Annotated in this window: 25 protein-coding genes and 1 pseudogene; 6 read left to right on the top strand and 20 right to left on the bottom strand. The window is 43.5% G+C overall.

Annotated features, from left to right (window positions below; genetic code table 11):
* Positions 1–11 precede the first annotated feature (11 nt).
* A complete protein-coding gene (locus tag E4U82_RS00470) occupies positions 12–206 on the top strand; it encodes a YjcZ family sporulation protein (protein ID WP_135108071.1) in 195 nt (64 codons plus the stop codon).
* Between the two features lie 100 nt (positions 207–306).
* On the opposite strand, the gene E4U82_RS00465 is transcribed toward E4U82_RS00470, so the two are convergent.
* The 3 genes from E4U82_RS00465 to E4U82_RS00455 form a co-directional block, all read right to left on the bottom strand.
* Complete coding sequence (locus E4U82_RS00465) at positions 307–855, bottom strand: stage III sporulation protein AF (RefSeq protein ID WP_135108070.1); 549 nt, start codon at positions 853–855, stop codon at positions 307–309.
* Between the two features lie 62 nt (positions 856–917).
* Positions 918–1,700, bottom strand: a complete 783-nt coding sequence (locus E4U82_RS00460; RefSeq protein WP_135108069.1) for a hypothetical protein — start codon at positions 1,698–1,700, stop codon at positions 918–920.
* A gap of 64 nt (positions 1,701–1,764) precedes the next feature.
* The gene (locus E4U82_RS00455) at positions 1,765–2,193 is read right to left on the bottom strand and encodes a hypothetical protein (RefSeq protein ID WP_135108068.1); all 429 of its coding nucleotides are present in this window, start codon (positions 2,191–2,193) and stop codon (positions 1,765–1,767) included.
* Between the two features lie 333 nt (positions 2,194–2,526).
* On the opposite strand from E4U82_RS00455, the gene E4U82_RS00450 reads away from it, so the two are divergent.
* A complete protein-coding gene (locus E4U82_RS00450) occupies positions 2,527–3,480 on the top strand; it encodes a nucleoside hydrolase (protein WP_135108067.1) in 954 nt (317 codons plus the stop codon).
* A gap of 336 nt (positions 3,481–3,816) precedes the next feature.
* Here E4U82_RS00450 and E4U82_RS00445 read toward each other — a convergent pair whose 3' ends face one another.
* Complete coding sequence (locus tag E4U82_RS00445; protein WP_135108066.1) at positions 3,817–5,289, bottom strand: MDR family MFS transporter; 1,473 nt, start codon at positions 5,287–5,289, stop codon at positions 3,817–3,819.
* Positions 5,286–6,158, bottom strand: a complete 873-nt coding sequence (locus E4U82_RS20435) for a TetR/AcrR family transcriptional regulator (RefSeq protein ID WP_135108065.1) — start codon at positions 6,156–6,158, stop codon at positions 5,286–5,288. The genes E4U82_RS00445 and E4U82_RS20435 overlap by 4 nt, the downstream gene beginning before the upstream one ends.
* Positions 6,159–6,397: 239 nt before the next feature.
* On the opposite strand from E4U82_RS20435, the gene E4U82_RS00435 reads away from it, so the two are divergent.
* Together E4U82_RS00435 and E4U82_RS00430 are read left to right on the top strand one after the other, a co-directional pair.
* Positions 6,398–6,796, top strand: a complete 399-nt coding sequence (locus tag E4U82_RS00435; protein WP_135108064.1) for a hypothetical protein — start codon at positions 6,398–6,400, stop codon at positions 6,794–6,796.
* Between the two features lie 205 nt (positions 6,797–7,001).
* On the top strand, positions 7,002–7,445 hold the full coding sequence (locus E4U82_RS00430; protein ID WP_135108063.1) for an Hsp20/alpha crystallin family protein: 444 nt from the start codon (positions 7,002–7,004) through the stop codon (positions 7,443–7,445).
* Positions 7,446–7,543: 98 nt separating this feature from the next.
* On the opposite strand, the gene E4U82_RS00425 is transcribed toward E4U82_RS00430, so the two are convergent.
* Positions 7,544–8,266, bottom strand: coding sequence for a class I SAM-dependent methyltransferase (locus E4U82_RS00425; RefSeq protein ID WP_135108062.1), 723 nt, complete (start codon positions 8,264–8,266; stop codon positions 7,544–7,546).
* A 233-nt stretch (positions 8,267–8,499) separates the two neighbouring features.
* Here E4U82_RS00425 and E4U82_RS00420 point away from each other — a divergent pair.
* Positions 8,500–8,592: pseudogene (locus E4U82_RS00420) on the top strand (YjcZ family sporulation protein); the annotation flags it as partial.
* A gap of 317 nt (positions 8,593–8,909) precedes the next feature.
* Positions 8,910–9,110, top strand: coding sequence for a hypothetical protein (locus tag E4U82_RS00415; RefSeq protein ID WP_135108060.1), 201 nt, complete (start codon positions 8,910–8,912; stop codon positions 9,108–9,110).
* A 117-nt stretch (positions 9,111–9,227) separates the two neighbouring features.
* Here E4U82_RS00415 and E4U82_RS00410 read toward each other — a convergent pair whose 3' ends face one another.
* The 14 genes from E4U82_RS00410 to E4U82_RS00345 form a co-directional block, all read right to left on the bottom strand.
* Positions 9,228–10,166, bottom strand: coding sequence for a cation diffusion facilitator family transporter (locus tag E4U82_RS00410; protein WP_135108059.1), 939 nt, complete (start codon positions 10,164–10,166; stop codon positions 9,228–9,230).
* A 43-nt stretch (positions 10,167–10,209) separates the two neighbouring features.
* Entirely contained in the window at positions 10,210–10,539 is a 330-nt protein-coding gene (locus E4U82_RS00405; protein ID WP_135108058.1) for an ArsR/SmtB family transcription factor, read from the bottom strand.
* Between the two features lie 177 nt (positions 10,540–10,716).
* The gene (locus E4U82_RS00400; RefSeq protein ID WP_135108057.1) at positions 10,717–11,421 is read right to left on the bottom strand and encodes an ABC-2 transporter permease; all 705 of its coding nucleotides are present in this window, start codon (positions 11,419–11,421) and stop codon (positions 10,717–10,719) included.
* Positions 11,418–12,137, bottom strand: a complete 720-nt coding sequence (locus E4U82_RS00395) for an ABC-2 transporter permease (protein WP_135108056.1) — start codon at positions 12,135–12,137, stop codon at positions 11,418–11,420. The genes E4U82_RS00400 and E4U82_RS00395 overlap by 4 nt, the downstream gene beginning before the upstream one ends.
* A gap of 65 nt (positions 12,138–12,202) precedes the next feature.
* Positions 12,203–12,964: an ABC-2 transporter permease gene (locus E4U82_RS00390; protein ID WP_135108055.1), complete on the bottom strand. Its 762-nt coding sequence runs from the start codon at positions 12,962–12,964 to the stop codon at positions 12,203–12,205.
* Between the two features lie 236 nt (positions 12,965–13,200).
* Positions 13,201–13,665: an ABC-2 transporter permease gene (locus E4U82_RS00385; protein WP_245183489.1), complete on the bottom strand. Its 465-nt coding sequence runs from the start codon at positions 13,663–13,665 to the stop codon at positions 13,201–13,203.
* A gap of 9 nt (positions 13,666–13,674) precedes the next feature.
* Positions 13,675–14,556, bottom strand: a complete 882-nt coding sequence (locus tag E4U82_RS00380; RefSeq protein WP_167751281.1) for an ABC transporter ATP-binding protein — start codon at positions 14,554–14,556, stop codon at positions 13,675–13,677.
* A 16-nt stretch (positions 14,557–14,572) separates the two neighbouring features.
* Complete coding sequence (locus tag E4U82_RS00375) at positions 14,573–14,956, bottom strand: GntR family transcriptional regulator (protein ID WP_135108052.1); 384 nt, start codon at positions 14,954–14,956, stop codon at positions 14,573–14,575.
* Between the two features lie 328 nt (positions 14,957–15,284).
* The gene (locus E4U82_RS00370; protein WP_135108419.1) at positions 15,285–15,812 is read right to left on the bottom strand and encodes a chromate transporter; all 528 of its coding nucleotides are present in this window, start codon (positions 15,810–15,812) and stop codon (positions 15,285–15,287) included.
* Positions 15,812–16,420, bottom strand: a complete 609-nt coding sequence (locus tag E4U82_RS00365) for a chromate transporter (protein ID WP_135108051.1) — start codon at positions 16,418–16,420, stop codon at positions 15,812–15,814. The genes E4U82_RS00370 and E4U82_RS00365 overlap by 1 nt, the downstream gene beginning before the upstream one ends.
* Complete coding sequence (locus tag E4U82_RS00360) at positions 16,411–18,024, bottom strand: gamma-glutamyltransferase family protein (RefSeq protein WP_135108050.1); 1,614 nt, start codon at positions 18,022–18,024, stop codon at positions 16,411–16,413. Before E4U82_RS00360 ends, E4U82_RS00365 begins: the two co-directional genes overlap by 10 nt.
* 25 nt (positions 18,025–18,049) lie before the next feature.
* A complete protein-coding gene (locus E4U82_RS00355; protein ID WP_135108049.1) occupies positions 18,050–19,027 on the bottom strand; it encodes an ABC transporter ATP-binding protein in 978 nt (325 codons plus the stop codon).
* A complete protein-coding gene (locus tag E4U82_RS00350; protein ID WP_135108048.1) occupies positions 18,990–19,991 on the bottom strand; it encodes an ABC transporter ATP-binding protein in 1,002 nt (333 codons plus the stop codon). The genes E4U82_RS00355 and E4U82_RS00350 overlap by 38 nt, the downstream gene beginning before the upstream one ends.
* Positions 19,992–19,999: 8 nt before the next feature.
* Complete coding sequence (locus E4U82_RS00345; protein WP_135108047.1) at positions 20,000–21,544, bottom strand: glutathione ABC transporter substrate-binding protein; 1,545 nt, start codon at positions 21,542–21,544, stop codon at positions 20,000–20,002.
* Positions 21,545–21,552 lie beyond the last annotated feature (8 nt).

Here is a 21,552-nt window from a genome sequence, read left to right as displayed (position 1 = left end):
GAGGGCTATAAATGGGATTTGGACCTAGATGTGGATGTGGCTATGGTGGTAATGTTGCAGGAGCCGGCTATGGCGGTGGCTGCCAAGGCGGTGCCGGGTTCGGCTATGGTGGCGCAGGCTATGGCGGCGGTTCCGGTGCAGGAGGATTTGCGCTGATCGTTGTATTATTCATCCTGCTTATCATCGTCGGCGCAGCGTGGTGCTAGTAACAGCCGGGAAAATATCATAATAAACAAAATGGGCTGCCGGATTCTCCCGGCAGCTTATTTTGTTATAATAAAGGTTGTTTAAATCAGTCCAGTATTTCTACTCAGTTTCGTTCTCCTTTGCAGGTGTTTTTTCCACTGAATCATCAGTATCCGGCATACCTGATACATCCTTTTCCCCGCTGTTAGTCGGTTTCCTATGACGTTTTACTTCTGCCATCCGATTTTTGGCGTCCTGCACAATACCGGCCAATTCAGCTGCCACCTCGTTTTCTGCACTGGTATGATCACCATTCAAATCGGCCAATAAGCTATCAGCGTACTGCTCAAGTTCGGAAACAGCTTTTTCCGCTTCGGCTTCTGCGTATATCTCCAATTGCTTATTGGCATTTTCTATATTCGTATTTAGTTCTTTTTTCAGCCGTTCGGTTTGCGCTTTTCGTTCCTTTGAAATTGCCTCATCAATTTCACTTATTGATTCCTCACTTTTTTTATCAAACCAATTTGACAAAATGGAACCAATGTCCTGTTCAGCAGAAACGATCCCTATGCTGCTTCCCAGAACAGTGCATATCAAAACAAGGCCCAACATGGTTCTGATGGCTTTCAACCGGCGTTTTTTCCGCTGAATCTGATACCTGTTTTTCAAGGCACGCCCTCCTGACTGAGAGGCAGGACCCCGCTCAGGAGCTCCTGCCGTTTTTCAACAAATTAGTTGCTGATACCCGTCACAACATCATCCAGAGCTTGTTTGGCATCATCCTCCAATTCCTGTGCTTTCGAAGCAATGATAGCTTGCTGCTCCTGGACAAGTTCGGATACGATATCATCAACGGCAGTCCGTACTTCCTCGATTTCAAAATCAATCTGGTTTGTCAGATTCCCTGTCAGGATTTCACCATGCGTATCCAAACCTGCTGTCAACTCACCCTTCGCATTTTCAATCGCGTCTTCCAGCTCCGATACAGCTTCATCCTTAGCATCTGTCAAATCAGTCGTAACTTGTTCCACAGCTCTGTCACCCGCATCCTCGGTGTACTGCGTCAGGTCGTCATCAGCAAATGCAATGGCTTCATCACCAAGTTCTTGAATATCCAGCCATCCCGCCATGTAGATATCATAAAATTCCTTTTCCATTCCCTGCAAAATCTCTTCTTTGGTGCTTTCAACTGATTCGATATGTCCATCTTTAGCGGCGTCGATTTCATGAAGTGAGCTGCTCGTTTCATCAGCCCTCGTTGCATCCATATCAGCTGACGCGTCATCTTTCACACCAGCATACTCTTCAGCAATTCCCGGGATTTTACCCTCCCCATATTCCCTAGCCTCTTCGGTGGAATCTGCTACAGTTTGACCAAATGCCTGATCATACCAATTTTTGAGTGCTTGTCCGGCATCCGTGCTTGCCAATGCTACACTTGTACCTGATACCAGAACAACTACCACTGATCCTGCCATTACTTTCCCTTTAACTGTCTTTAAATTGAATTTCATTTGAAAAATTCCCCCTGTCTATTATTTTATATATCGTTAAATCGAAAGTGATTCAACCTATACATCAGTCCGACAATAATTGATCAAGATACGTTTCAACATCTGTCCTGATCGTTTGACGTATTTCCTGTTCTTTGTTTTTCCTGTATGTTTCAAAATCCTTGTTTTCAAGCGTCTCCTGAATTACTGCCAAATGGTTCAAATAGTCTTTTTTGTAATTATCCAGCTGCTGCTCGGCATGCAATACATGCGTCTTATTCTTCTGGTCGGCCTCTTGCTTTATGTTATTCACTTCAGCGTCAAGGTGCTGCAGCATTTGTTCTTCGATAGCGCTGCTGTCATCCATTAAAACTGTTGTCACACCTTGTTTTTCGTGCTCATATGAAGGTTGAAACCAGTCTGTCAGACCTGATTCTGCTTGTGAAAATGCCATGGCCGATCCGCACCCCAACGATAAAATAAGTGTTAAAATGGGAATCTTAAACTTTCGCAAATCACACATCCTTTCTTGGTTACGTAAAGCTTGTCCACCTCTATGAGTAAATGTATTCAGGATACCGAACAATATTCCTAGTTTTCAGGCTGATAATTATTGTTTATGAAGAACGGTAAGATCACAAAAAAAGAACTGTTCATTTTATTAGATGAACAGTTCTCTTGATGGGTGATGTTCTGCTGATCGTGCTAGTCTTCTTTATGAGATTAAAATCCAATAAAAGCGCCCATTCTCATTCATTTAACCATCTTCCCCTCTTTAGAAGACTTCATCAGACAAACATACAAACAAAGCTGTCTTTTTTTCATAGGGTAGGTTGAGGTGGTTAAAATGAAAAAAATAATTTTATTTGCCGATACAGGTATAGATGATTTTATCGCGTTGACTTATGCGCTGAAGAATCCCGAGGTAGATCTCCTTGGCGTGGTCAGTGGCTACGGTAATATCGAACGGGAAAAGACGTATAGGAATGTCGAGTACTTGCTGGAACTGGCAGGCCGAACAGATATTCCTGTTATCGCCGGCGCTACACGTCCCCTGAGCGGTGAAGAGCCTGCCTTTTTTCCTGACATCCATGGCATCGAAGGATTGGGTCCAATTAATCCTCCCATTCCCGAAGAACGTTATTCGAATCGCTCGAATTTCAGTAAGCTGTTCGATTTAATCAAGAACAACCGCAATGACGTAACCATCGTTAATGTCGGACGGTGCACTTCTCTGGCTACAGCCCATTATTTAAGTCCTGAAGTGATGGAAGATGTAAAAGAAACCTATCTGATGGGAGGAGCTTTCCTGGAGCCTGGCAATGCGACCGAAGTAGCGGAAGCAAACTTTTACGGTGATCCGATTGCCGCTAATTATGTTTGCCGGCATGTAGCTAACCTGACAATCGTACCTTTAAATGTAACGAGAAATGCCTTATTGACGCCAGGAGATGTCCATTTCATCGATACTCGCTCCGATTCTCCATTAGAAGAGTTAATCAAACCGATCTTAGATTACTATTATGAAGTCTATCAACAACAAGAGCCAGGCATTGCCGGCACACCGCAGCACGATTTGGCTGCTTTAATGGCTGCACTTGATATTGACGGATTGTATGAGTACAAAAAACGAGAGGTGAAGGTTGAATATGAAGGGAACTTTGCATACGGTGAAAGCATCGCTGACTTCCGACCAGGGGCGGGTGATTGTTTTGGACCAACATGTACACGTATTACAATGAAAATTAATCAAGATATCTTTGTGTCGAACGTCCTTAAAATCTTAACAAATGATAGGTAAAGTAAAACTGCAATCAGTGGGGGGTTACGTTACCCCCACTGATTGTTAGTTGAACAGAATCGGGCATTTAAGGACAGTTAGCCGCCGTCTTTTGGACGGGTGTAGTGGACACCTATTGTTTTCTTCAACTCTTCTTCCCAATTCAGAAAAGGAAGCCTTCCTATTCAATAATTTAATAAGCCCTTTTGCTTTACAAATAGTAAATACCTAAGTAACGCCTTTACTCATTGGTCACTACCTCAAATAACTCCGGGCAGAGATTTTTTCACCAAGTAAAGCGTCATTGTTATAAAATCCGTCAAGTCACTGTCATATCATTGAAAAATGGAGTACAAATCACCTCAAACTGGCATCCTGACCATGAATCTGCCGGACAATTTCTTTTTCCTTTTTGGGCGGATGCATAAACAATGCCAAAATTAACGCGATAAAGGCAAGGATCGTGCTTCCCATGAACGCCCATTCAAACCCGACAACCTGTGCAAGCCGGCCAATCAGTTCAGGAGATGTATTTGAATCCGGTACAAAGTGATTGGTCCCCATAGCTACCAGTGTGACAAGTATCGCTGTACCAATCGATGCGGAAATTTGCTGTAAGGTATTGGCCATAGCCGATCCATGTGCATACCATTTTGGCGGCAGCTGATTTAATGCTGATGTCATCACCGGCATCAACGCAAACGACAAGCCAAACATGCGGATGGCATAAATAACCGCCAGATACGTAAATGACGTTTCCAGTGACAATCTGGTAAACATAAAGGTGGTAACGGTCACGATACTGAGACCAATCAAAGCAAGCCACTTTGCTCCATATTTGTCAAACAGCCTGCCGGTTATCGGGGACAGGATTCCAATTACGATAGCTCCTGGAAGTAGCATCAGACCGGACTCCAATGGCGAAAACTGTAAGACATTTTGCATAAACAGCGGCAGCAATGTTTCGGCGCCGATTAGTGAAACCAGAACCGTCATCGTGATTAAAATGGCCAGGGTAAACATCCTGAATTGAAATATCCTGAATTCCAGCATGGGCGTATCCAGGACGAGCTGGCGCCAAATGAATATACCAATCACAATGATGCCTGTTGCAATCGAGGTGATGACCACTGGACTGCCCCAGCCACTCTCAGAAGCAATACTGAATCCATACAGAAATGAACCGAACCCGACTGACGACAAGATAATCGATAACACGTCGATCTTTGGTTTCCGAAGATCGGTCACATTCCGCAGAAAAAGTGCCGCAATCGTAATGGTTACCGCTACAATTGGAAGAACCGTAATAAACAAGGAACGCCAGGTGAAATGCTCCAGCAGCCAGCCGGACAGTGTCGGACCGATTGCAGGGCCGAACGCAATCACAATCCCGATCATTCCCATTGCGGTTCCGCGCCGTTCAACGGAGATAACTGCCAGCAGTACGGTCATCAAAAGCGGCAGCATGATCCCGGATCCCGAAGCCTGCACAACACGGCCCAACAGGAGTACCGGATAAGCAGTTGCTATAGCTGCGATGGCCGTGCCCGCGCCGAATAAACCTATGGCAGTTAAAAATAATCCTCTGGTTGAAAATCGATCAATTAAAAATGCTGAAACAGGTATCATAATCCCATTTGTCATTAAAAATGCTGTTGTCATCCATTGCACTTCTCCCTGTGTAATAGAGAATGCATCCTGAATTGACGGAAGTGCTGTTGCCAGTAATGTTTCATTAATAATTCCCATAAACGCACCTGTCAGGAGAGCCGTAATCATTAATGCTTTTTGTTTTGACGGCAAATCCCAGGAAGCTGCTGTTCCACTCATGTTAAATCCCCTTTCCATACTTCCCATACGCTCATTATTTTTGTTGTTCGTACTTTTAAATAGGAACGGCGGTGCAGTTGCGTAAGCAGTGCATCCACCAGAAATTCCCTCGGTTTTTCCTTTGTGAATTCTTCCGTTAGGGCATCAATTGTTTGTAAGTCTTTTTCCAGCGAACCACTTCTTTCTGCTTTATTCTCCAGTTCTGCCCGTAATGTATTCAAATCATGGTTCATGCCTTCGATAATAGAAGCATGCGATTCATCGTCACTATAAACCGGTAGCATCGGGGATATCGCATCATCATTTTCAACAACCGCCTTGATACATTCAGCGATAAAATCCCCCAATCTATCCAGGGGCAAAGCAGATTCTCTCCAAATAATCCGCATTAAATAACTATGGAGGATTCCTTCCATAATAACGGCCATATCATTTACATACGCTTTGACCCTTGGACCGAATGCATCCATTAACGCCTGTTTATGCCATTGGTGATGGGTCTTCTGGATCCGATCCAAAAATTCCGGTATTTGCCCTTTTTCGTAAGGGGAAAACTCGGTTGCTAAAGCAAGAAAAAAAGACCTGTATTCAATTGATTTTTCCAGTTCAACCGTGATTTTTCTTTTCAATACCGATAACGGGGACTGTTGTAAGTCTTCGGCAAACCGGTCCGCTTCCCTGAACATGTCATCATAGTAGCGCTCGAGAAGCTCCAAAATCATACTTTCTTTAGAATCAAAGTGTTTGTAAAAAGCACCTTTTGATATCCCGCAAGCGTTCGTAATATCTTCCACAGAAGTAGTGTAAAAACCGTTTTGTTGAAATAGCTGAACCGCTGCATCCAGAAGTTCCTCATTTCGTTGTGCCATTACAAGCCTCCTGACTTTTGACCAGCTATTTACCTTTGGTTACTTTACAGTCATTGCTTATCATAACATCCTGGAATTTAAGAAACAAGCAGAGCGAAGATGTTCAAAAAGCACCCTGAAGTGATTTTTTAAATATGTCATATTCTTGTTAACTGCTCGATATATTGACTAATGAGCGACTTTCGCTGATATTATATTAAATCAAAGGTCTCTAAATATTAAAATAAGGGGGGAACGTAATGGGGGCTAAATGGATTAAAATTGCTGTAATTTATTTTATTTTAGGTATTGCGATTGGTATGTTTATGTCGTCAACGCTTCAACTCCAGTGGGCAGCTGCGCATGCGCATGTGAATTTGGCAGGATGGGCATCGATTGGCATCACGGGGGTTGTGTATTCGATATACCCGAAAGCCGGCAGCAGTACATTGGGAAAGTGGCACTTCTGGCTATATAATCTGGGCATGCCGGTTCTGCTTTTAAGTATGTTTATGGTGCAAATACCGCTGTCTTTTGCGCATATCTTCACCTTTAGCGGCGGCACAGCAGTTGCAGCAGGTGTTGTGGTTTTCATTGTCAACGTCTTCAAAAATGTCCATGAATCGAATGCATACAATTACAACGACCATGCTTTATAACGGGTTCGGATTTTAATAAATAAGGACTTTTGACTGACATTAATGTATATTCGGCAACAAATAGTCAAAACAAATGACTTATCTTAAATCGGGCTGTTCATCTTAAACAAGATGACAGCCATTTTACTGAACTGCTATCCGCCCACCACTCTTTATATATTCATCATATTTTATTAGTGTAACTTTTCATAAAGGGGTGAGTAAGGTGGATTCAAACAAGCGTAACCGGCCTGGCCGGTTTGATATTGATATGTCACCATTCAGGGATCTGATGAATGAGATGGACACATTCTTTAATCAGTCGTTCAAACAGATGAATCCTGTTTTTAACTTCCGGCCATTTTGGGTTGATGTCAATGAGCGCGATTCTGAAGTCATCGTCACAGCGGAACTGCCAGGCTTTAAATGGGATGAAATCGAACTGGAGATGATTGGAAATCAATTGCGGATTGCTGCACAGGGCGGTTCCACTCATGAAGAACCAAACAGTCACAACAAAAGCCAATCATTCCAGCGAATGGAGCGAACCATTACACTACCGTTTCCAATTCCGGAAAAAGAAACAAAAGCGTCCTTTCATGATGGGCTGCTGAAAGTTACGGCCCCAAAAAAAGATTCCGACAGAAAGTATCTGGAGATTGACGAATAGATGAGGCCCGCGTATCAATAGGCAGCCTCTGAACAGAACCCTCTTCATCCGCTAAGAAGCCGGTAACCTTAACGTTGGGTTACCGGCTTCAACTGATTTTAGTTATCAAGCGAACATCTGAATATGCGAAAATCGAGTCGCTCCTCATATAGCGTTGTCAGCTCTTCATGTTCTTGAATGACGTCAAACCATCCACTATCCACGTTTTCCGATAATAAAAAGTCTGGTGTGTTGTCTAAACCTGTTTTCCCTGATGGTATCGTGAATACCTCTGCACGTACATCCTGGAAGCCGACATGGTAAAACAGGTTACGCCATTCAGTTTCAGTTAATAATCGAGTAACACCATAAAAATCCAGGATTGGTTTCATTTCGTGCTCTGGCAGCTTGTTTTCGAGTACCATTTCAACAGCATAAAGGACACCATCCGGTTTCAGAACCCTTTTAAACTCCGCAATTGATCGGGCAATGTCAGTGAAAACGATGACCGATTCAGCTACAACCATGTCAAAGTGGTCATGTGGATATGGCAGGTTTTCAATGTTCCCCTGTCTGAGTTCAATAGGGAGATTTTTGGCTAAAAATCGTTCCCGCGCCTTTTCCAGCATCGTTTCACTGGCATCCAAGGCTGTCACATGGCACTGGAATTGTTCGGCAATATAAGCCGCTGTCTGCCCCGTGCCACAACCCGCTTCAAGAATAGCCATCCGAGAATCTATGTTTTCTGCTGCCAGTCTACTTTTCGTTAAATGCAAACCACCGGGATGCGCGCCCCCGACGCCCATTAATGCTAAAGCCTCAAGATACCGATTATTTTCCAATTCTATTCCGCCTTTATTCGCCTACTTAGGTATTTTATGAATCGGATATCCATTCAGTGCCTCAGACTGTCTTTGACTACGGGCAGAGAAGCTGATGCCTTACGCACTTCCTTATCGACAATCCCCTGAACGGTGTACATTTGAGGATATTCAAATGGTGTTGGATTGCTGTCCACACCATCTGTTCACACATGCATAGTATAACACTATCCACGCTAAGGAGGTGCTTTTTCATGAGTGCAGAATATGGAGGGGGCGGCGGATTCGCCCTGATTGTCGTGCTGTTTATTCTTCTAATCATCGTTGGTACTGCCTACGCTGGTGGCGGCTTCGGTGGAGGCTTCGGCGGCGGTTACTGCTAAGTTACCCCGTCAGTCCTTTTTTCCAACTGAATACGATGACGAAAGGCTTATGGAACACTACCGTAAGCCTTTTGTCATTTCCGGAACGATGAACATGGTTAAGGCAACGGCCCGTATATCTTAAACCCGAGGAACATAATTTTCATCCATTAAGGAAGACTAATTCCAGAAAAAATTAACGGGATCGCTCTGGATTGGACACCTTTCCTTCCCCTTGCAATTATTCAGGATTAACGATTTTAATGAATGAACAATAAAGTAATCTGAAAGGAGTGATGACGATGGCTGAAGTAACCATTTTCACCGACAAGACAGGTTCCGGACTGCAGCAAATTGAGCAATTTTTGATGCAGATGGATGGAATTGAACGCGTCTTAGCGGATACTGACGATGGCGAAGTAAGGATCGAATTTGATGAAGAAAAAATTTCGGGAAAACGAATTGTTGGCACATTACAGGAATATGACTTCAACGCCATATAACCGAAAAAGTCTGTGTCTCCCATCGTGAATGAACCAACAACAGTTGGCGACTCCCCCCCTGACGGAATAAAAACGTGCATGGATGCCCATTTTAACTTCCGTGCACGTTTTTCGATTTTATTGCTCGCCTTGTGGTTCAAATTCATGATTGCATAAAAGTCTTTCATCATGCGGGTGTTTTTCACTTTCCATCTGAATGGTCACATGGCCAATGCCTTTATGTTCTAGTTCATGTTCAATAGTCTGCAGTAGCTGCTCACTTTCATGGACCGATAAATCTCCGTTGACTACTGCATGGCAGGAAAGCGCATTTTGCCCGCTCGTAATACACCACACATGTAAATCATGGATATTAACAATTTCCGGCAGATTTTCAATTGTATAAACAATATCATCCAAATCGACATTTTTGGGGGTACCTTCCATTAGCACATGAAGAGCATCTTTGGTAACACGCCACCCGCTTATCAACACAAGCACCGCAACAATAACGCTTGCCAGCGGGTCAGCCCAGCCCCAATTGAAAAACATAATCAGTAAAGCGGCCGTAATGGCACCAACCGAGCCGAGTAAGTCACCCAGTACATGCAGAAAAGCTGCTCTCAGATTCAAATTTTCTTCCGTATCACCGCCCTGCATTAAAATCCATGCGACAGCGATATTGACCATCAAGCCGATAATCGCAATCGTCAGCATGCCGCCCGATGCCACCTCAGACGGTTCCATAAAACGCTGGAATGCCTCATAAAAGATATAAAGTGAGATCAATATAAGCAGAATTCCATTAAAGACCGCCGCTAATATCTCAAATCGCTTATATCCATACGTATTACTGTAGTTGGCTACTTTTTCACTGAATATGAAAGCGAGCAAGCCAACCCCAAGGGAAATTGAGTCACTTAACATGTGTCCTGCATCCGATAATAACGCCAGACTGTTGGTTAAAAAACCACCGACGACTTCGATGATCATATAGGTCGTAATAATGATAAAGCTGATTGCTAATACCTTTTTGTTAGCGCCATGTGTATGATCATGGCCGTGATCGTGTCCCATTTGCATGCCTCCCATCAACAACTTTAACTATGAAACGAATTTGTTAACTGTGAAAAGCGTGATCGATTGTTTGTTTCAGCAGATTGATAACATGTTCGTCATCATGCGAATAAAATAATGTCGTCCCTTCCCTGCGATTTTTCACTAAACGCAAATTTTTCAGGAACCGTAATTGATGTGATACGGTTGATTGTCTGAGATGCAGGTTCTCAGCAATCTGATTAACCGAATATTCGTGCTGGAAAAGCAAATGGAGAATTCGAATTCTGGTAGGATCCCCTAATGCCTTGAATGTCTGTGATACAACAAACAGTGTCTCTTCATCCAGGTCTTCGTTTTCGCCAATTCCCGTATTGTCACTGTATTCACCCATTACAATCCCCTCCCTCGCCATTTTAAATTCTTTATACGTAAGTTCGCAGTCCGTTTTATATTATGTGCTTATATTAGCATGTGTTCATATTATAAAAATGTTAATGAATGTTGTCAACTGCAAAAGTAAAAATACCTCTTGACGGTAAACATGTCGAAAACCGCAAGAGGAGATATCTTAATATTTCCGGTAAGCCGCCACTGACCAGCGCCAGCAAATGATCCAAATGGAAGTCGTTAGGAACACAGCAATTCCCCATAACAGAAATGGAAACCGATCCATCCAATTAATTGTCTGATCAGCTATTTTGTCGGTGAATTCAAATTGGCCTATCACAATCAGCACAAACATAAAGAAAAAGACCAAACTGCTGCTGCCCCAGCGAAAGAAACACCCCAGCTGAAGGGCCAGCACACTGAATGCAAAAAGAAAAACGACCATACATAGCGCTGTCCATGCTGTCACGGATGCAGCGCGCGGAAATACCAGATCATAAACCCACCATAATCCACACAGCCAGCCGGCCATCAGCACGTTCATCAAAAGAGCGGCTATATATTTGGCGGTGACAATTTCTTTTACAGTGATAGGCATGATATGTAAATACTCATAAAACCCAGCTCGATTTTCCCGATCAGTCCTGTTCACCAGGATCATCCACCCTACCGCATATGGCATAAATATAAGAGCCAAAACAGTCATCGAAAACTCTCCGAAATCAAGCCCCGAATGCTGCTTCACCTGGTTCAGCACCCAATCCAGCTGACTGAGAAAGATCATCAATAACACAAGGGCGAGGGATACAACGAAATACCAAAACAGCATGCGACGCTGACCGTACCATTCTTCTTTAATGAAACTAATAATAACATCTGACCTCATTTTGCTCCCCCTCCCGATCGCTTCATCTGATCTGTTTTATGCTCTTTGTTTAAAGGAAAACCTTTTTTTGTTACCCTTCGTACTGATAGACCCCAGCAAATCAAATAGATCGCCAATGATAAACTCATATATACTGCGAAAACTTCAATGCCTGGCTCCATTCCCATACTTTTCAAAAAGAGCCCTGAAAGACCATGAAAACCACCCCAAATAAAAATGGAAATGATTCCTATTATAAAATTCCCCCGTGAACCTTTGAAAAAATATGTCAGTAAAGTTGAAGCTTCTATAAATATAATCAGCGAAGAGAAAAAACTCAAAAGTAATCCGGATTCTTCCATCCTGTGCTCACTTATGAACATGGTTAGTATGATGACAAGATTAATCCAGACTATCGTTATGCCACTCAATGACAGGACGCTGATAAACTTGGCACTCACAATTTGGCTTTTTTTTACAGGCAAAGTTTGCAAAAAAGTCATCTGTCGGTTTGCTTCCTCTCGCTCCAGACTATAAGACACTATTTGCATAACGAGAACCATCCCAACAACCGACATAGATGTTTTAAAACCTTCAGCATCATAAAAACCTGTAAACTCAGGACCGAGCAGCCACATAATAACAGGAATTCCGATCACAAAAAATCCATAAAGTGCGGGATTGTTATCATTTCCTAGCTTTAGTGCTCTAAGTTCCCGTTTGATTAATGCCCCCATCGATTAGGCCTCCTTCAAACTATTATCAAAAAAACAACTGCCTTTTTTAATCCCCATTTTGCAATCTATTTTCCATGGTTCTTTTCAGACTGGCGCTCAGCGTAACGTCTTTTCAATTCCTCAGCATGTTCTTTCATTTTTTCCCGTTCCGGATCGTCCACTTCTTTTGGAAATCCTTTTTTGTTCACCCTTGTAGTTGCTGCCCACCAGCAGATAAGGTAAGCAAGAACAGAAAAGCCGAGTGACATTCCATATAAAAAAGGTTGCGATATTCCAGATGGTCTATAGAAACCTAAATATAGTAAAACCAATGCTCCAGCGACTAACAGAAGGTAATTCATCCATCCATTATGCAAACCACCCCGACAAAAATACCAAAGCAGATTCCCAGCCATCAATAACACAAGAACAGCCAGGAAAAGAAATACAACCATCCACGATTCAATTGTCCAAACGTCATTTATAACTAAATTTGCTGAAACAAGTACAGACACCCAAACAAAGATAAAACCGCCCAGCAAAAGCGTACTCAGAAATTTTGCATGAACAATATCTGATTCCCGAACCGGTAATGTTTGCAAAAATGCAAGTTGCTTACTAGCGGCGTCATCTTCCATCACAGATAACATGTTCATTCCAGCCGATAACATACCTATTAAAAATATAAGCAGACTGATAAGGTCCTTCTCCAAGTAATCTATTGCGCTTGGCCCAAACAGCCACATGAGCAGCACCAATACGAGGCCAAATACGGTATATGTCTGAAAGCTTTTCTTTAAACTGATGGTCACCATGCCATCAAGTTCACGTCGAATTAATGGCCACATTGGGCAAACCCCCTTTCTTCCGGAATTAAGAAATCTCTTCTGTAGAGGAATTATCGCTGTTTTCTTCAGGAAATCCTTTTGCGTTAATTTTTCGTACTGCGAGCCACCAGCTAAAAAGATATAGAATAACAGCTATTACGAAAGCCATCCCCCAAACCAGACCGCTTGATAGAACAGTCTGTGCCGTCAGACCCAAGGGAATCGCCCAAACTGCTGCGGATAAATAAAAGACCCCCTTAAGGCCCTGATAACCTCTCCAAAAAAAGCGAAGCAGGACCATTGTTTCTATAAACAGTAAACCCCCATACTTGTATCCACGATTCCAGGGTCCAACTTTTGCTTATAAACAAATTCACAGACGTGACAACAGACAGCCAAACAAACATAAGACACCCGTTCAAAAGTAAATGCTGAAACTTGACATGGACGATTTGACGTTTACTTACGGGCAATGTTTGTAAAAAGGATAGTTGCCGATTGGCGTGATCCTCCTCTAACTTACTACTCATACTACTGACCGTGATCAGCAGACACATAATGGATACAAGTTGATTCATGCTATTTATATCGAATACACCTGTAACCTTTGGACCAAGAACCCACGTTAATAAAATCGATATGATTCCAAACAGCATATAGCTTACAGCTTTATCCCCAAAACCAGAAGCAACGTCCCCTTCCATTTCCCGTTGCATTAACATGTTCACTGTTTACTCCCCCTTCCGTCCCGTCAGCAGCACGAACAATTCCTCCAATGTCAAGCGTTCCGAACGCCACTTTCCTGAGGCAACTTTTTGAAACCTGTCAAAACGATCCGTATAGCCAACATAACCACCCATAGTTGACTGACAATTAAAAAGCAATGGGGTTTCCACCGCTTTTCCACCACCGTTTCCGGGAATCACAATCCGCCGGTACCGATCCAAAAGGGACTCCTTATCTTCGCTAAAAAGAATTTCACCATCATTAATGACCGTCACCCAGTCCGCGATTTTTTCCACATCGGACGTTATATGAGATGAAAACAGAACACCCCGGCTTTCATCCTGAACAAAATCCAGTAAAAGTTCCAAAACTTCTGTTCGCACAACAGGGTCCAGTCCGGATGTCGGTTCGTCAAGCAGCAGCAATTTCGGCTGGTGGGCCATTGCCAGTATAAGCGACGCCTTGACCTTCATCCCTTTGGACAGCTCACTTATTTTTTTATCAAATGGAACCTGAAATCGCTCTAAATTCCGGTCGACAGCTTCCTGATCCCAGTTCGGATAAAAATGACGGGCAAAACTTAGTGTCCGTTCCATTGTCCATGCATTGTTCAAAAGCGGCGTATCCCCGACATAGCCCACCTGTTCTTTCACAGCCACCTCCTCTTCTGGCATGGACATGCCCAGGACTCGAATGTCACCTTCATCCCGCTTGATTAGATCCATAATGGCTTTCATCATCGTACTCTTCCCCGCACCATTCCGACCGAGAAACCCCATAATCGTTCCAGCCGGCACTTGAATATTAACGTCCCGTAATTGAAAATCTAAATACGATTTAGTGAGACCATTCACTTCCAATAAAGTCCGCTCATCATGATTGTTCATCGTTTTTTCCCTCCTGTCAGTGTTCATCCGTTTCCTGCCATATGTGTTTAATCAGATCCTGGAACTGTTCTTCCTCCAGGTTTAACTTTTTCGCCTGCACAACCGATTCCAAAAGGGGTACCCGCACTTGATCCAGCTTCCACTTGGCCAGTTTTTCCTCACTTAATGTTGATACAAAACTGCCCTTTCCTTTTCGTGTGTAAATAAACCCGGATCGTTCCAGCTCCTGGTATGCTCTCCGAATCGTAATCCCGCTCGTCATCAGCTCTTTTGATAATTCGCGGATCGAAGGCAGCATTTCATCCGGCTTCATATGTCCCATGACAATCAGCCGCTGTATTTCCGATAATACTTGTTCATACATCGGTGTCGAACTCGTTTGCGAAATATGTATCAGCACATCAGAACACCCCCTTGCTAAATAAATCGTTCCGTATCCTTTCACAAATATCCTCTTCTGTGTCTATATGATATACACAGTATACAAGATAAAACAGAACAAAGCAATACGTTTATATGATTTTGTTGCTGAAAGCCACGAAAATTAAAAAGAACGCACTCCCTATAAAAGGAATGCGTCCGTGACACAATAAACAAGAATGGAAATATAGCAATTAAACCCGACCAAATCGTCTTATGGATGATCCCCGAACGCGTGCAGGATTCCCTTAAACTCGTGTGAGAACCATCCACATCCATATATGGTACTTTCATCGACCGTGAATGGATTACAGTACAAACCCGCCGTACACCAGCGTTCCCGCAATCACAAAGGCTGGGTGTACTTTGACCCGCTCCAGCAGCAGGTAACCGGCCACGATAAGAAAAGCCGTCTGCCAGATACCGATCCCGTCATACGAATCAACGAAAAAACGCCATGCCATCATGCCCAGCAAAATGGCAATGACCGGACGCACATATAACGTAAGCCTTTTTACTTTTGGCGAGTTTTTGTATTTATACAAAAGTCCGAGCAACAAAATCATTAGTATCAACGATGGCGCAACCGTTGCAAATACAGCCACGATGGCGCCCGGGATTCCGCCAACCTCAAATCCGATATACCCGGCCATTTTAGTAGCAAGCGGCCCAGGGAGCGCGTTGCTAAGCGCCAGCACTTCACTGAATTCCTGGACGGACATCCATCCGAAACGCTGGACAACCTCATTTTCAATCAGTGGAATCGATGCGGGACCGCCACCATATCCCAGAATTCCGGGGATAAAAAAAGCGACGAAAATATTCCAGTAAAGCATCATGACCTATCACCTTCTTTTGCACGGTCTTTATCAGGTTTTAGCAGCGCTGCAGCGATGAGAACTGCTATGACAATACCAGGATGAACCCCCACTGCTTCCAATAAGACCAAAACCACTGCACTCATGACAATCGCCTGTATCCAGCCCATTCCTTTACCCGCTTTTTTAAAAAACTGCCAAGTCAGTACAGCCAACATGACACCGACGACAGGCAGGACAGCGGCAGTCATCCCGTTTACCCAGTCAAAGTCCCTGATAGATGATAGTGACATCAGAAGGACAATCATTAAAAAAATCGTTGGCAATATCACAGCAATGATCGCATTGATCATCCCTGTAATGCCGGATACGCGGTGTCCAATATAGCCTGCCAGTTTTGTCGCAATCGGACCTGGAAGCGTATTTCCAAGCGCCAAAACATCACCGAATTCCTCATCAGTCAGCCACTGATAGTTATCCACAACTTCTTTATGGATCAGCGGAATTGACCCGGGACCGCCGCCGTATCCAAAAATGCCGACTCGGAAAAAAGCAAGAAACAGATTCAATTGGTTTTTTCCGATATTCTTTTTTTCGTTCACTTCCCCTTCGTTATTCACCAACAAGCAACCCCGCCATCTGTGCGTGTTTCCGTACCGCCGACAAGGACACCGGTATCCGGGTCACGCCAAATAATCTGTCCCCTGCCAAAACCGTTTGGCTCCAGCTGAACGGACACGTCATGCTCTTTTTCCGCCAACCCTTGAGCAAGATGATGCGGAAAGCGGTTCTCCACTTCTATGTTTCGATCTTTCAACCATTGCCACCTTGGCGCATCCAATGCAGCCTGTGGTGTTAAACCGAAATCAACGGTATTCATGACAACCTGGACATGGCCCTGTGGCTGCATAAAGCCTCCCATAACACCGAACGGCCCAACTGGCTGCCTCCCTTGGGTCATGAACCCCGGGATGATGGTGTGGTAACTTCTTTTACCGCCTTCCAACGCATTAACATGTTTCGGGTCCATGGAAAAATTATGCCCCCTATTCTGCAAGGCTATTCCCGTCCCCGGAACAACCAGACCGGAACCAAATCCCATGTAATTGCTCTGGATAAATGATACCATATTCCCTTCATTGTCGGCAGAAGCTAAATAAACCGTTCCACCCTGAGACGGTTCACCTGCTTCAGGCAGCCCGGCAGTCTCACCTATCAGCTGCTTTCTGCTTCTCGCATACGCCTCACTCAGCAATTCTTCTACACTATACCGCATATGATAGCTATCGGTGATATGCGCCTGCCCATCGGCAAATGCCAGTTTAATTGCTTCGATTTGTTTGTGGTATGTATCCACAGATTCTTTTTCTCGGAAACCAAACTCTTTTAAAATATTAAGCGCCTGCAACGCCACGAGCCCCTGGCCATTGGGCGGAATTTCCCACACATCATAGCCTCTATAATGGACATTAATTGGATCGACCCATTCGGACTGGTGCGCGGCTAAATCGTCAGCTGACAGAAATCCGCCGTTTTGACTGGAAAACGACGCAATCGTATCTGCCAGTTCGCCCCGATAAAAGGATTCGGCGTTGGACTCGGCTATCTTTTCCAGGGTCTTGGCATGCCCTAGTGAAGACCAGATGTCGCCAGGATTCGGGACCGTTCCATCTGGTGCAAATGTTTCACACCAGTCGGAAAACATCTCATCCGTCATATTTTTCTTAAATGTATTGAAACCTTTTTTCCAAAATCGGCTCAATGTCGGAGAGACCGGAAAGCCTTCCCATGCGTAATCGATTGCAGGCTGCAGAACATCCCGAAACGGCAGCTTACCAAACTCTCTGGAAAGATCGGCCCAGGCAGCCGGGGCCCCGGGCACCGTTACTGGAATCCAACCGTATTTGGGGAGTTCATCATATCCTCTTTTTTGGACAGCTTCGATTGAAATGGATTCAGGTGCACGCCCACTTCCATTCAGCCCATGTAATTTACCTTTCGTCCAAACAAGCGCAAACGCATCGCCACCGATCCCGTTCGATGTCGGCTCCACGACTGTCAAGCAAGCAGCTGTTGCAATAGCGGCATCAATGGCATTTCCGCCTTTTCGTAAAATATCCAGTCCTGCCTGAGAAGCAAGTGGCTGAGAAGTCGCGACCATTCCATTCTTTGCAAAGGCAGACAATCTTGGCGATGCATACGGGTAATTGAGATGATTTAGACCTTTCATTCCCCATCTTCCTTCCTTCATTTAATTAAACTTCGTGACATGCTACGAAGTGGTTTTCTTCTATTTCTCTCCACTCAGGTACAACTTGCGCGCAATGGTCTTGAGCTATTGGACACCGCGTGTGAAATGGACACCCTGTGGGATAATCAGAGGCACTTGGCAAATCCCCTTCGAGTTTTATCCTTTCCCGCTTATGTTTTGGGTTCGGCCGCGGAATAGCAGACAACAATGCTCTTGTATATGGATGGAGTGGATTGTTATAAATTTGATTTGAATGACCCAGTTCTACCTGAGCCCCCAAATACATGACAAGAACTCGATCGCTCATGTGCCTTACAACACCCAAGTCATGTGAAATAAATAGATATGTCAAATTATATTTGGCCTGAAGACTTTTTAGAAGTTTTATAATCTGGGCCTGGACAGACACATCAAGTGCAGAAACTGCTTCATCACACACAATCAAAGAAGGATTGAGGGCAAGCGCTCGTGCGATTCCTACCCTTTGTCGTTGTCCGCCGCTGAATTCATGAGGGTACCTATCATAATGTTCCTCCTTCAGTCCAACTTCCTTTAGGAGTGATTTAACCTTCGTCTTACATTCAGATTTATTTAGTTTCGAATGAATAATAAAAACTTCTTCCAATGCATCACCGATTTTCTGCCGAGGGTTAAGGGATGCAAATGGATCCTGGAAAATCATTTGTAAATTCTTTTTGTATTTTTTCAACTGCCGATCCGGCAAACCACCGATAGATTCTCCACCAAAATCGATCATACCTTCTGTAAGTTTTTCCAATCCTATAACTAACCTACCGAGTGTGGACTTCCCGCAACCGGACTCACCTACAATTCCTAAAGTCTCACCTTCAAATACAGTTAAGTCGACACCATTAACTGCTTTTACAAAAGACTTGGGCCTTTGAAAAACACCACCTTTTACAGGAAAATGTTTTTTAACGTTTTTAACTTTGAGTAATTGCGTTTGGTTTTCCACTTTGATTCACCTCCTGAAGCCAGCATTTACTATAGTGAGTAGACGTTACTTCAAAAGCAGGAGGCTCTTTTTGCTTACAGACCTCCATCGCCAACGGGCAGCGGGGATGAAATCGACATCCCCCTATTTCATCATTGAGACCCGGCATTGAGCCTTTAATAACCTTCAATTCTTGAGTCATATCATCTACATCCGGTACCGAATCAAGGAGTCCTTGTGTGTATGGATGCTGTGGTTGTTCAAATATGGTTTCAACATCCGCCATCTCCACTACTTCACCAGCATACATAACCATAACACGATCAGCTATTTCAGCAACAACACCCATATCGTGCGTGACGAAAATGACACCCATACCAATTTCGGATTTCAGTTCATTGATCAAGTCTAATATTTGAGCCTGAATAGTTACATCCAATGCTGTGGTCGGTTCATCCGCAACTAATAGAGAAGGTTCACATGCCAATGCCATGGCTATCATAACCCGCTGTCTCATCCCGCCACTTAATTCATGAGGGTATTGAGTTAATTTTTCGTTGGGATTTGGTATCCCAACCTTATCCAGAAGTTCAATACTCGCTTGGTTGGCTTCTTTTTTAGACATGTTTTTATGAATGGTCAGCGGCTCTCTTAACTGGTAACCGATCGTTAACACCGGATTCAAGGCAGTCATTGGCTCCTGGAAAATCATGGAGAGTTTATTACCTCTTAACTGTTCCATCTCTTCTTCCTGTTTTCCGGTAAGGTTTTCATTTTCTAAATAGATAGATCCACCGTTAATGTAACCGTTCGGTGGTAGAAGGCCCATGATTGATAATGAAGTAATACTTTTGCCTGAACCGGATTCTCCCACGATGCATAGTGTTTCTCCTTTATCTACAGAAAACGAAATATCTCGAACAGCCGGCAATTCGCCATCAGCTGTTCGAAAGTTAGTTTCTAAGTTCTCTACATTAAGTAACCTTGACATATCAACACCTACTTTCTGTTCACAGGATATAGAGACCACATACCGGTTGGGTCGACAACCAATCCGTCGACTGATTCGTGATGGGCCAAAGTCACCATGCCGTGATCCATAACGATCATAGGAGCATCTTCTATGGCGAATAAATTAGCTTCGTGCAATTTTTCTTTCCTAAGTTCCTGATCTACTGAGGTTCTGGATTCTTCAACTAACTGATCAAACTCACTATTGTCATAGCGCATATAGTTTGATGAACCAATGTTGTCAGAGTGTAAATTTGGATACAGTAGTTCACTGCCATCCGCTGTGCTATTAGCCCATCCAAGAAAAGTCATCTCATAATCACCTTGTCTGGCAGTATCCAAAAAGCTGGCCCATTCCATTGTCTCTATGGAAGCATTTATCCCGATCTCCGTTAATTGTGATTGAACGATTTCAGCCATTTTCATGTAATTATCACGATTGGCTGCCAGGAGTGTTACTTCTTGGCCTTCATAACCATTTTCCTGAATTATTTGCTTCGCTTTTTCAGGGTCATATTCATAACCAGCTGATTTAGCCTCTTCATTATATCCAAAAACTTTCGGGCCGATTATGCTTTCATTATGGAGTCCAAGACCATTAAGCTGGGATACATATGCTTCCTGGTTCAACCCATAGGAAACAGCCTGTCTGAATTTCAAGTCATTGAATGGTTCTTTTTCCATGTTGAATCCTAAATAGGAAACTCGAGTCCCTTCCGCTTTTTGTACTTCCACATTATTAATTGATTCTACACGACTTATATGGTCTGAAGGTATTTTATCAATAAATTGAACTTCCCCGGTCTCAAGCATTGAAATGGCAGTAGAGACTTCCGGGACCACTTTAAATGTAACTGTTTCAATTTCCGGAGCTTCACGCCAATAATCTTCATTTTTTTTCAATGTAATATGGTCTCCTTCAGCCCACTCTTCAAATACAAATGGCCCTGTACCGACCGGCTTTTTATTTATATTTCCTTCTTTATCCGCTTTGGGACTTACAATTGCAGCATTCGTATGACTAAGAGAAGCCAGCATAGGTCCATATGGTTCTTCGGTTTTCAAAACGATTGTATACTCATCCTTAACCTCAATTGATTCAACCGGTTCAAGTAATGACGCACGCGGGGCAGCCCTTTCAGGGTCCTTTAACTGTTCAAAAGTATACTTCACTGCTTCGGCATTAAACGGTGTGCCATCGTGAAAAGTAATATCTTCTTTTAATTTAATTTCCCATGTGTTTTCATTAGGGGTCTCGTAAGATTCGGCTAATAATGGTTCAGCCTCAAGCGTTTCAGGATTTTGTCTGAACAAGGTTTCATATACCTGATAAGTTACATTGGAAGAAACCGAATCATTTGTGTCAATTGGTGAGAGTCCTGCTGCGTCAGAGGTCGTCGCATATGTAATCTCCGACGGTGCCTCACGACTACCTGAGGTCCCTTCCCCGCTACCCTTATCGCTACAACCAGCCATTAAAAGTATCCCTGTAAAAATAAGCAATGTTAAACTAATAAACTTCTGTTTTTTCATTTAAAAAC

Source organism: Lentibacillus salicampi (genome assembly GCF_004565465.1).
GTDB lineage: Bacteria > Bacillota > Bacilli > Bacillales > Amphibacillaceae > Lentibacillus > Lentibacillus salicampi.
The sequence above is the reverse complement of the archived record's forward strand: the minus strand, read 5'-3'. Positions and strand labels throughout refer to the sequence as shown.

Excerpts from the sequence above, each read along its gene's own strand:
- E4U82_RS00470 (WP_135108071.1), top strand. The coding sequence starts at position 12 with ATGGGATTTGGACCTAGATGTGGATGTGGCTATGGTGGTAATGTTGCA.
- E4U82_RS00460 (WP_135108069.1), bottom strand. The coding sequence starts at position 1,700 with ATGAAATTCAATTTAAAGACAGTTAAAGGGAAAGTAATGGCAGGATCA.
- E4U82_RS00450 (WP_135108067.1), top strand. The coding sequence starts at position 2,527 with ATGAAAAAAATAATTTTATTTGCCGATACAGGTATAGATGATTTTATC.
- E4U82_RS00445 (WP_135108066.1), bottom strand. The coding sequence starts at position 5,289 with ATGAGTGGAACAGCAGCTTCCTGGGATTTGCCGTCAAAACAAAAAGCA.
- E4U82_RS20435 (WP_135108065.1), bottom strand. The coding sequence starts at position 6,158 with ATGGCACAACGAAATGAGGAACTTCTGGATGCAGCGGTTCAGCTATTT.
- E4U82_RS00435 (WP_135108064.1), top strand. The coding sequence starts at position 6,398 with ATGGGGGCTAAATGGATTAAAATTGCTGTAATTTATTTTATTTTAGGT.
- E4U82_RS00415 (WP_135108060.1), top strand. The coding sequence starts at position 8,910 with ATGGCTGAAGTAACCATTTTCACCGACAAGACAGGTTCCGGACTGCAG.
- E4U82_RS00410 (WP_135108059.1), bottom strand. The coding sequence starts at position 10,166 with ATGGGACACGATCACGGCCATGATCATACACATGGCGCTAACAAAAAG.
- E4U82_RS00405 (WP_135108058.1), bottom strand. The coding sequence starts at position 10,539 with ATGGGTGAATACAGTGACAATACGGGAATTGGCGAAAACGAAGACCTG.
- E4U82_RS00400 (WP_135108057.1), bottom strand. The coding sequence starts at position 11,421 with ATGAGGTCAGATGTTATTATTAGTTTCATTAAAGAAGAATGGTACGGT.
- E4U82_RS00395 (WP_135108056.1), bottom strand. The coding sequence starts at position 12,137 with ATGGGGGCATTAATCAAACGGGAACTTAGAGCACTAAAGCTAGGAAAT.
- E4U82_RS00390 (WP_135108055.1), bottom strand. The coding sequence starts at position 12,964 with ATGTGGCCATTAATTCGACGTGAACTTGATGGCATGGTGACCATCAGT.
- E4U82_RS00385 (WP_245183489.1), bottom strand. The coding sequence starts at position 13,665 with ATGTTAATGCAACGGGAAATGGAAGGGGACGTTGCTTCTGGTTTTGGG.
- E4U82_RS00380 (WP_167751281.1), bottom strand. The coding sequence starts at position 14,556 with ATGAACAATCATGATGAGCGGACTTTATTGGAAGTGAATGGTCTCACT.
- E4U82_RS00370 (WP_135108419.1), bottom strand. The coding sequence starts at position 15,812 with ATGCTTTACTGGAATATTTTCGTCGCTTTTTTTATCCCCGGAATTCTG.
- E4U82_RS00360 (WP_135108050.1), bottom strand. The coding sequence starts at position 18,024 with ATGAAAGGTCTAAATCATCTCAATTACCCGTATGCATCGCCAAGATTG.
- E4U82_RS00350 (WP_135108048.1), bottom strand. The coding sequence starts at position 19,991 with ATGTCAAGGTTACTTAATGTAGAGAACTTAGAAACTAACTTTCGAACA.
- E4U82_RS00345 (WP_135108047.1), bottom strand. The coding sequence starts at position 21,544 with ATGAAAAAACAGAAGTTTATTAGTTTAACATTGCTTATTTTTACAGGG.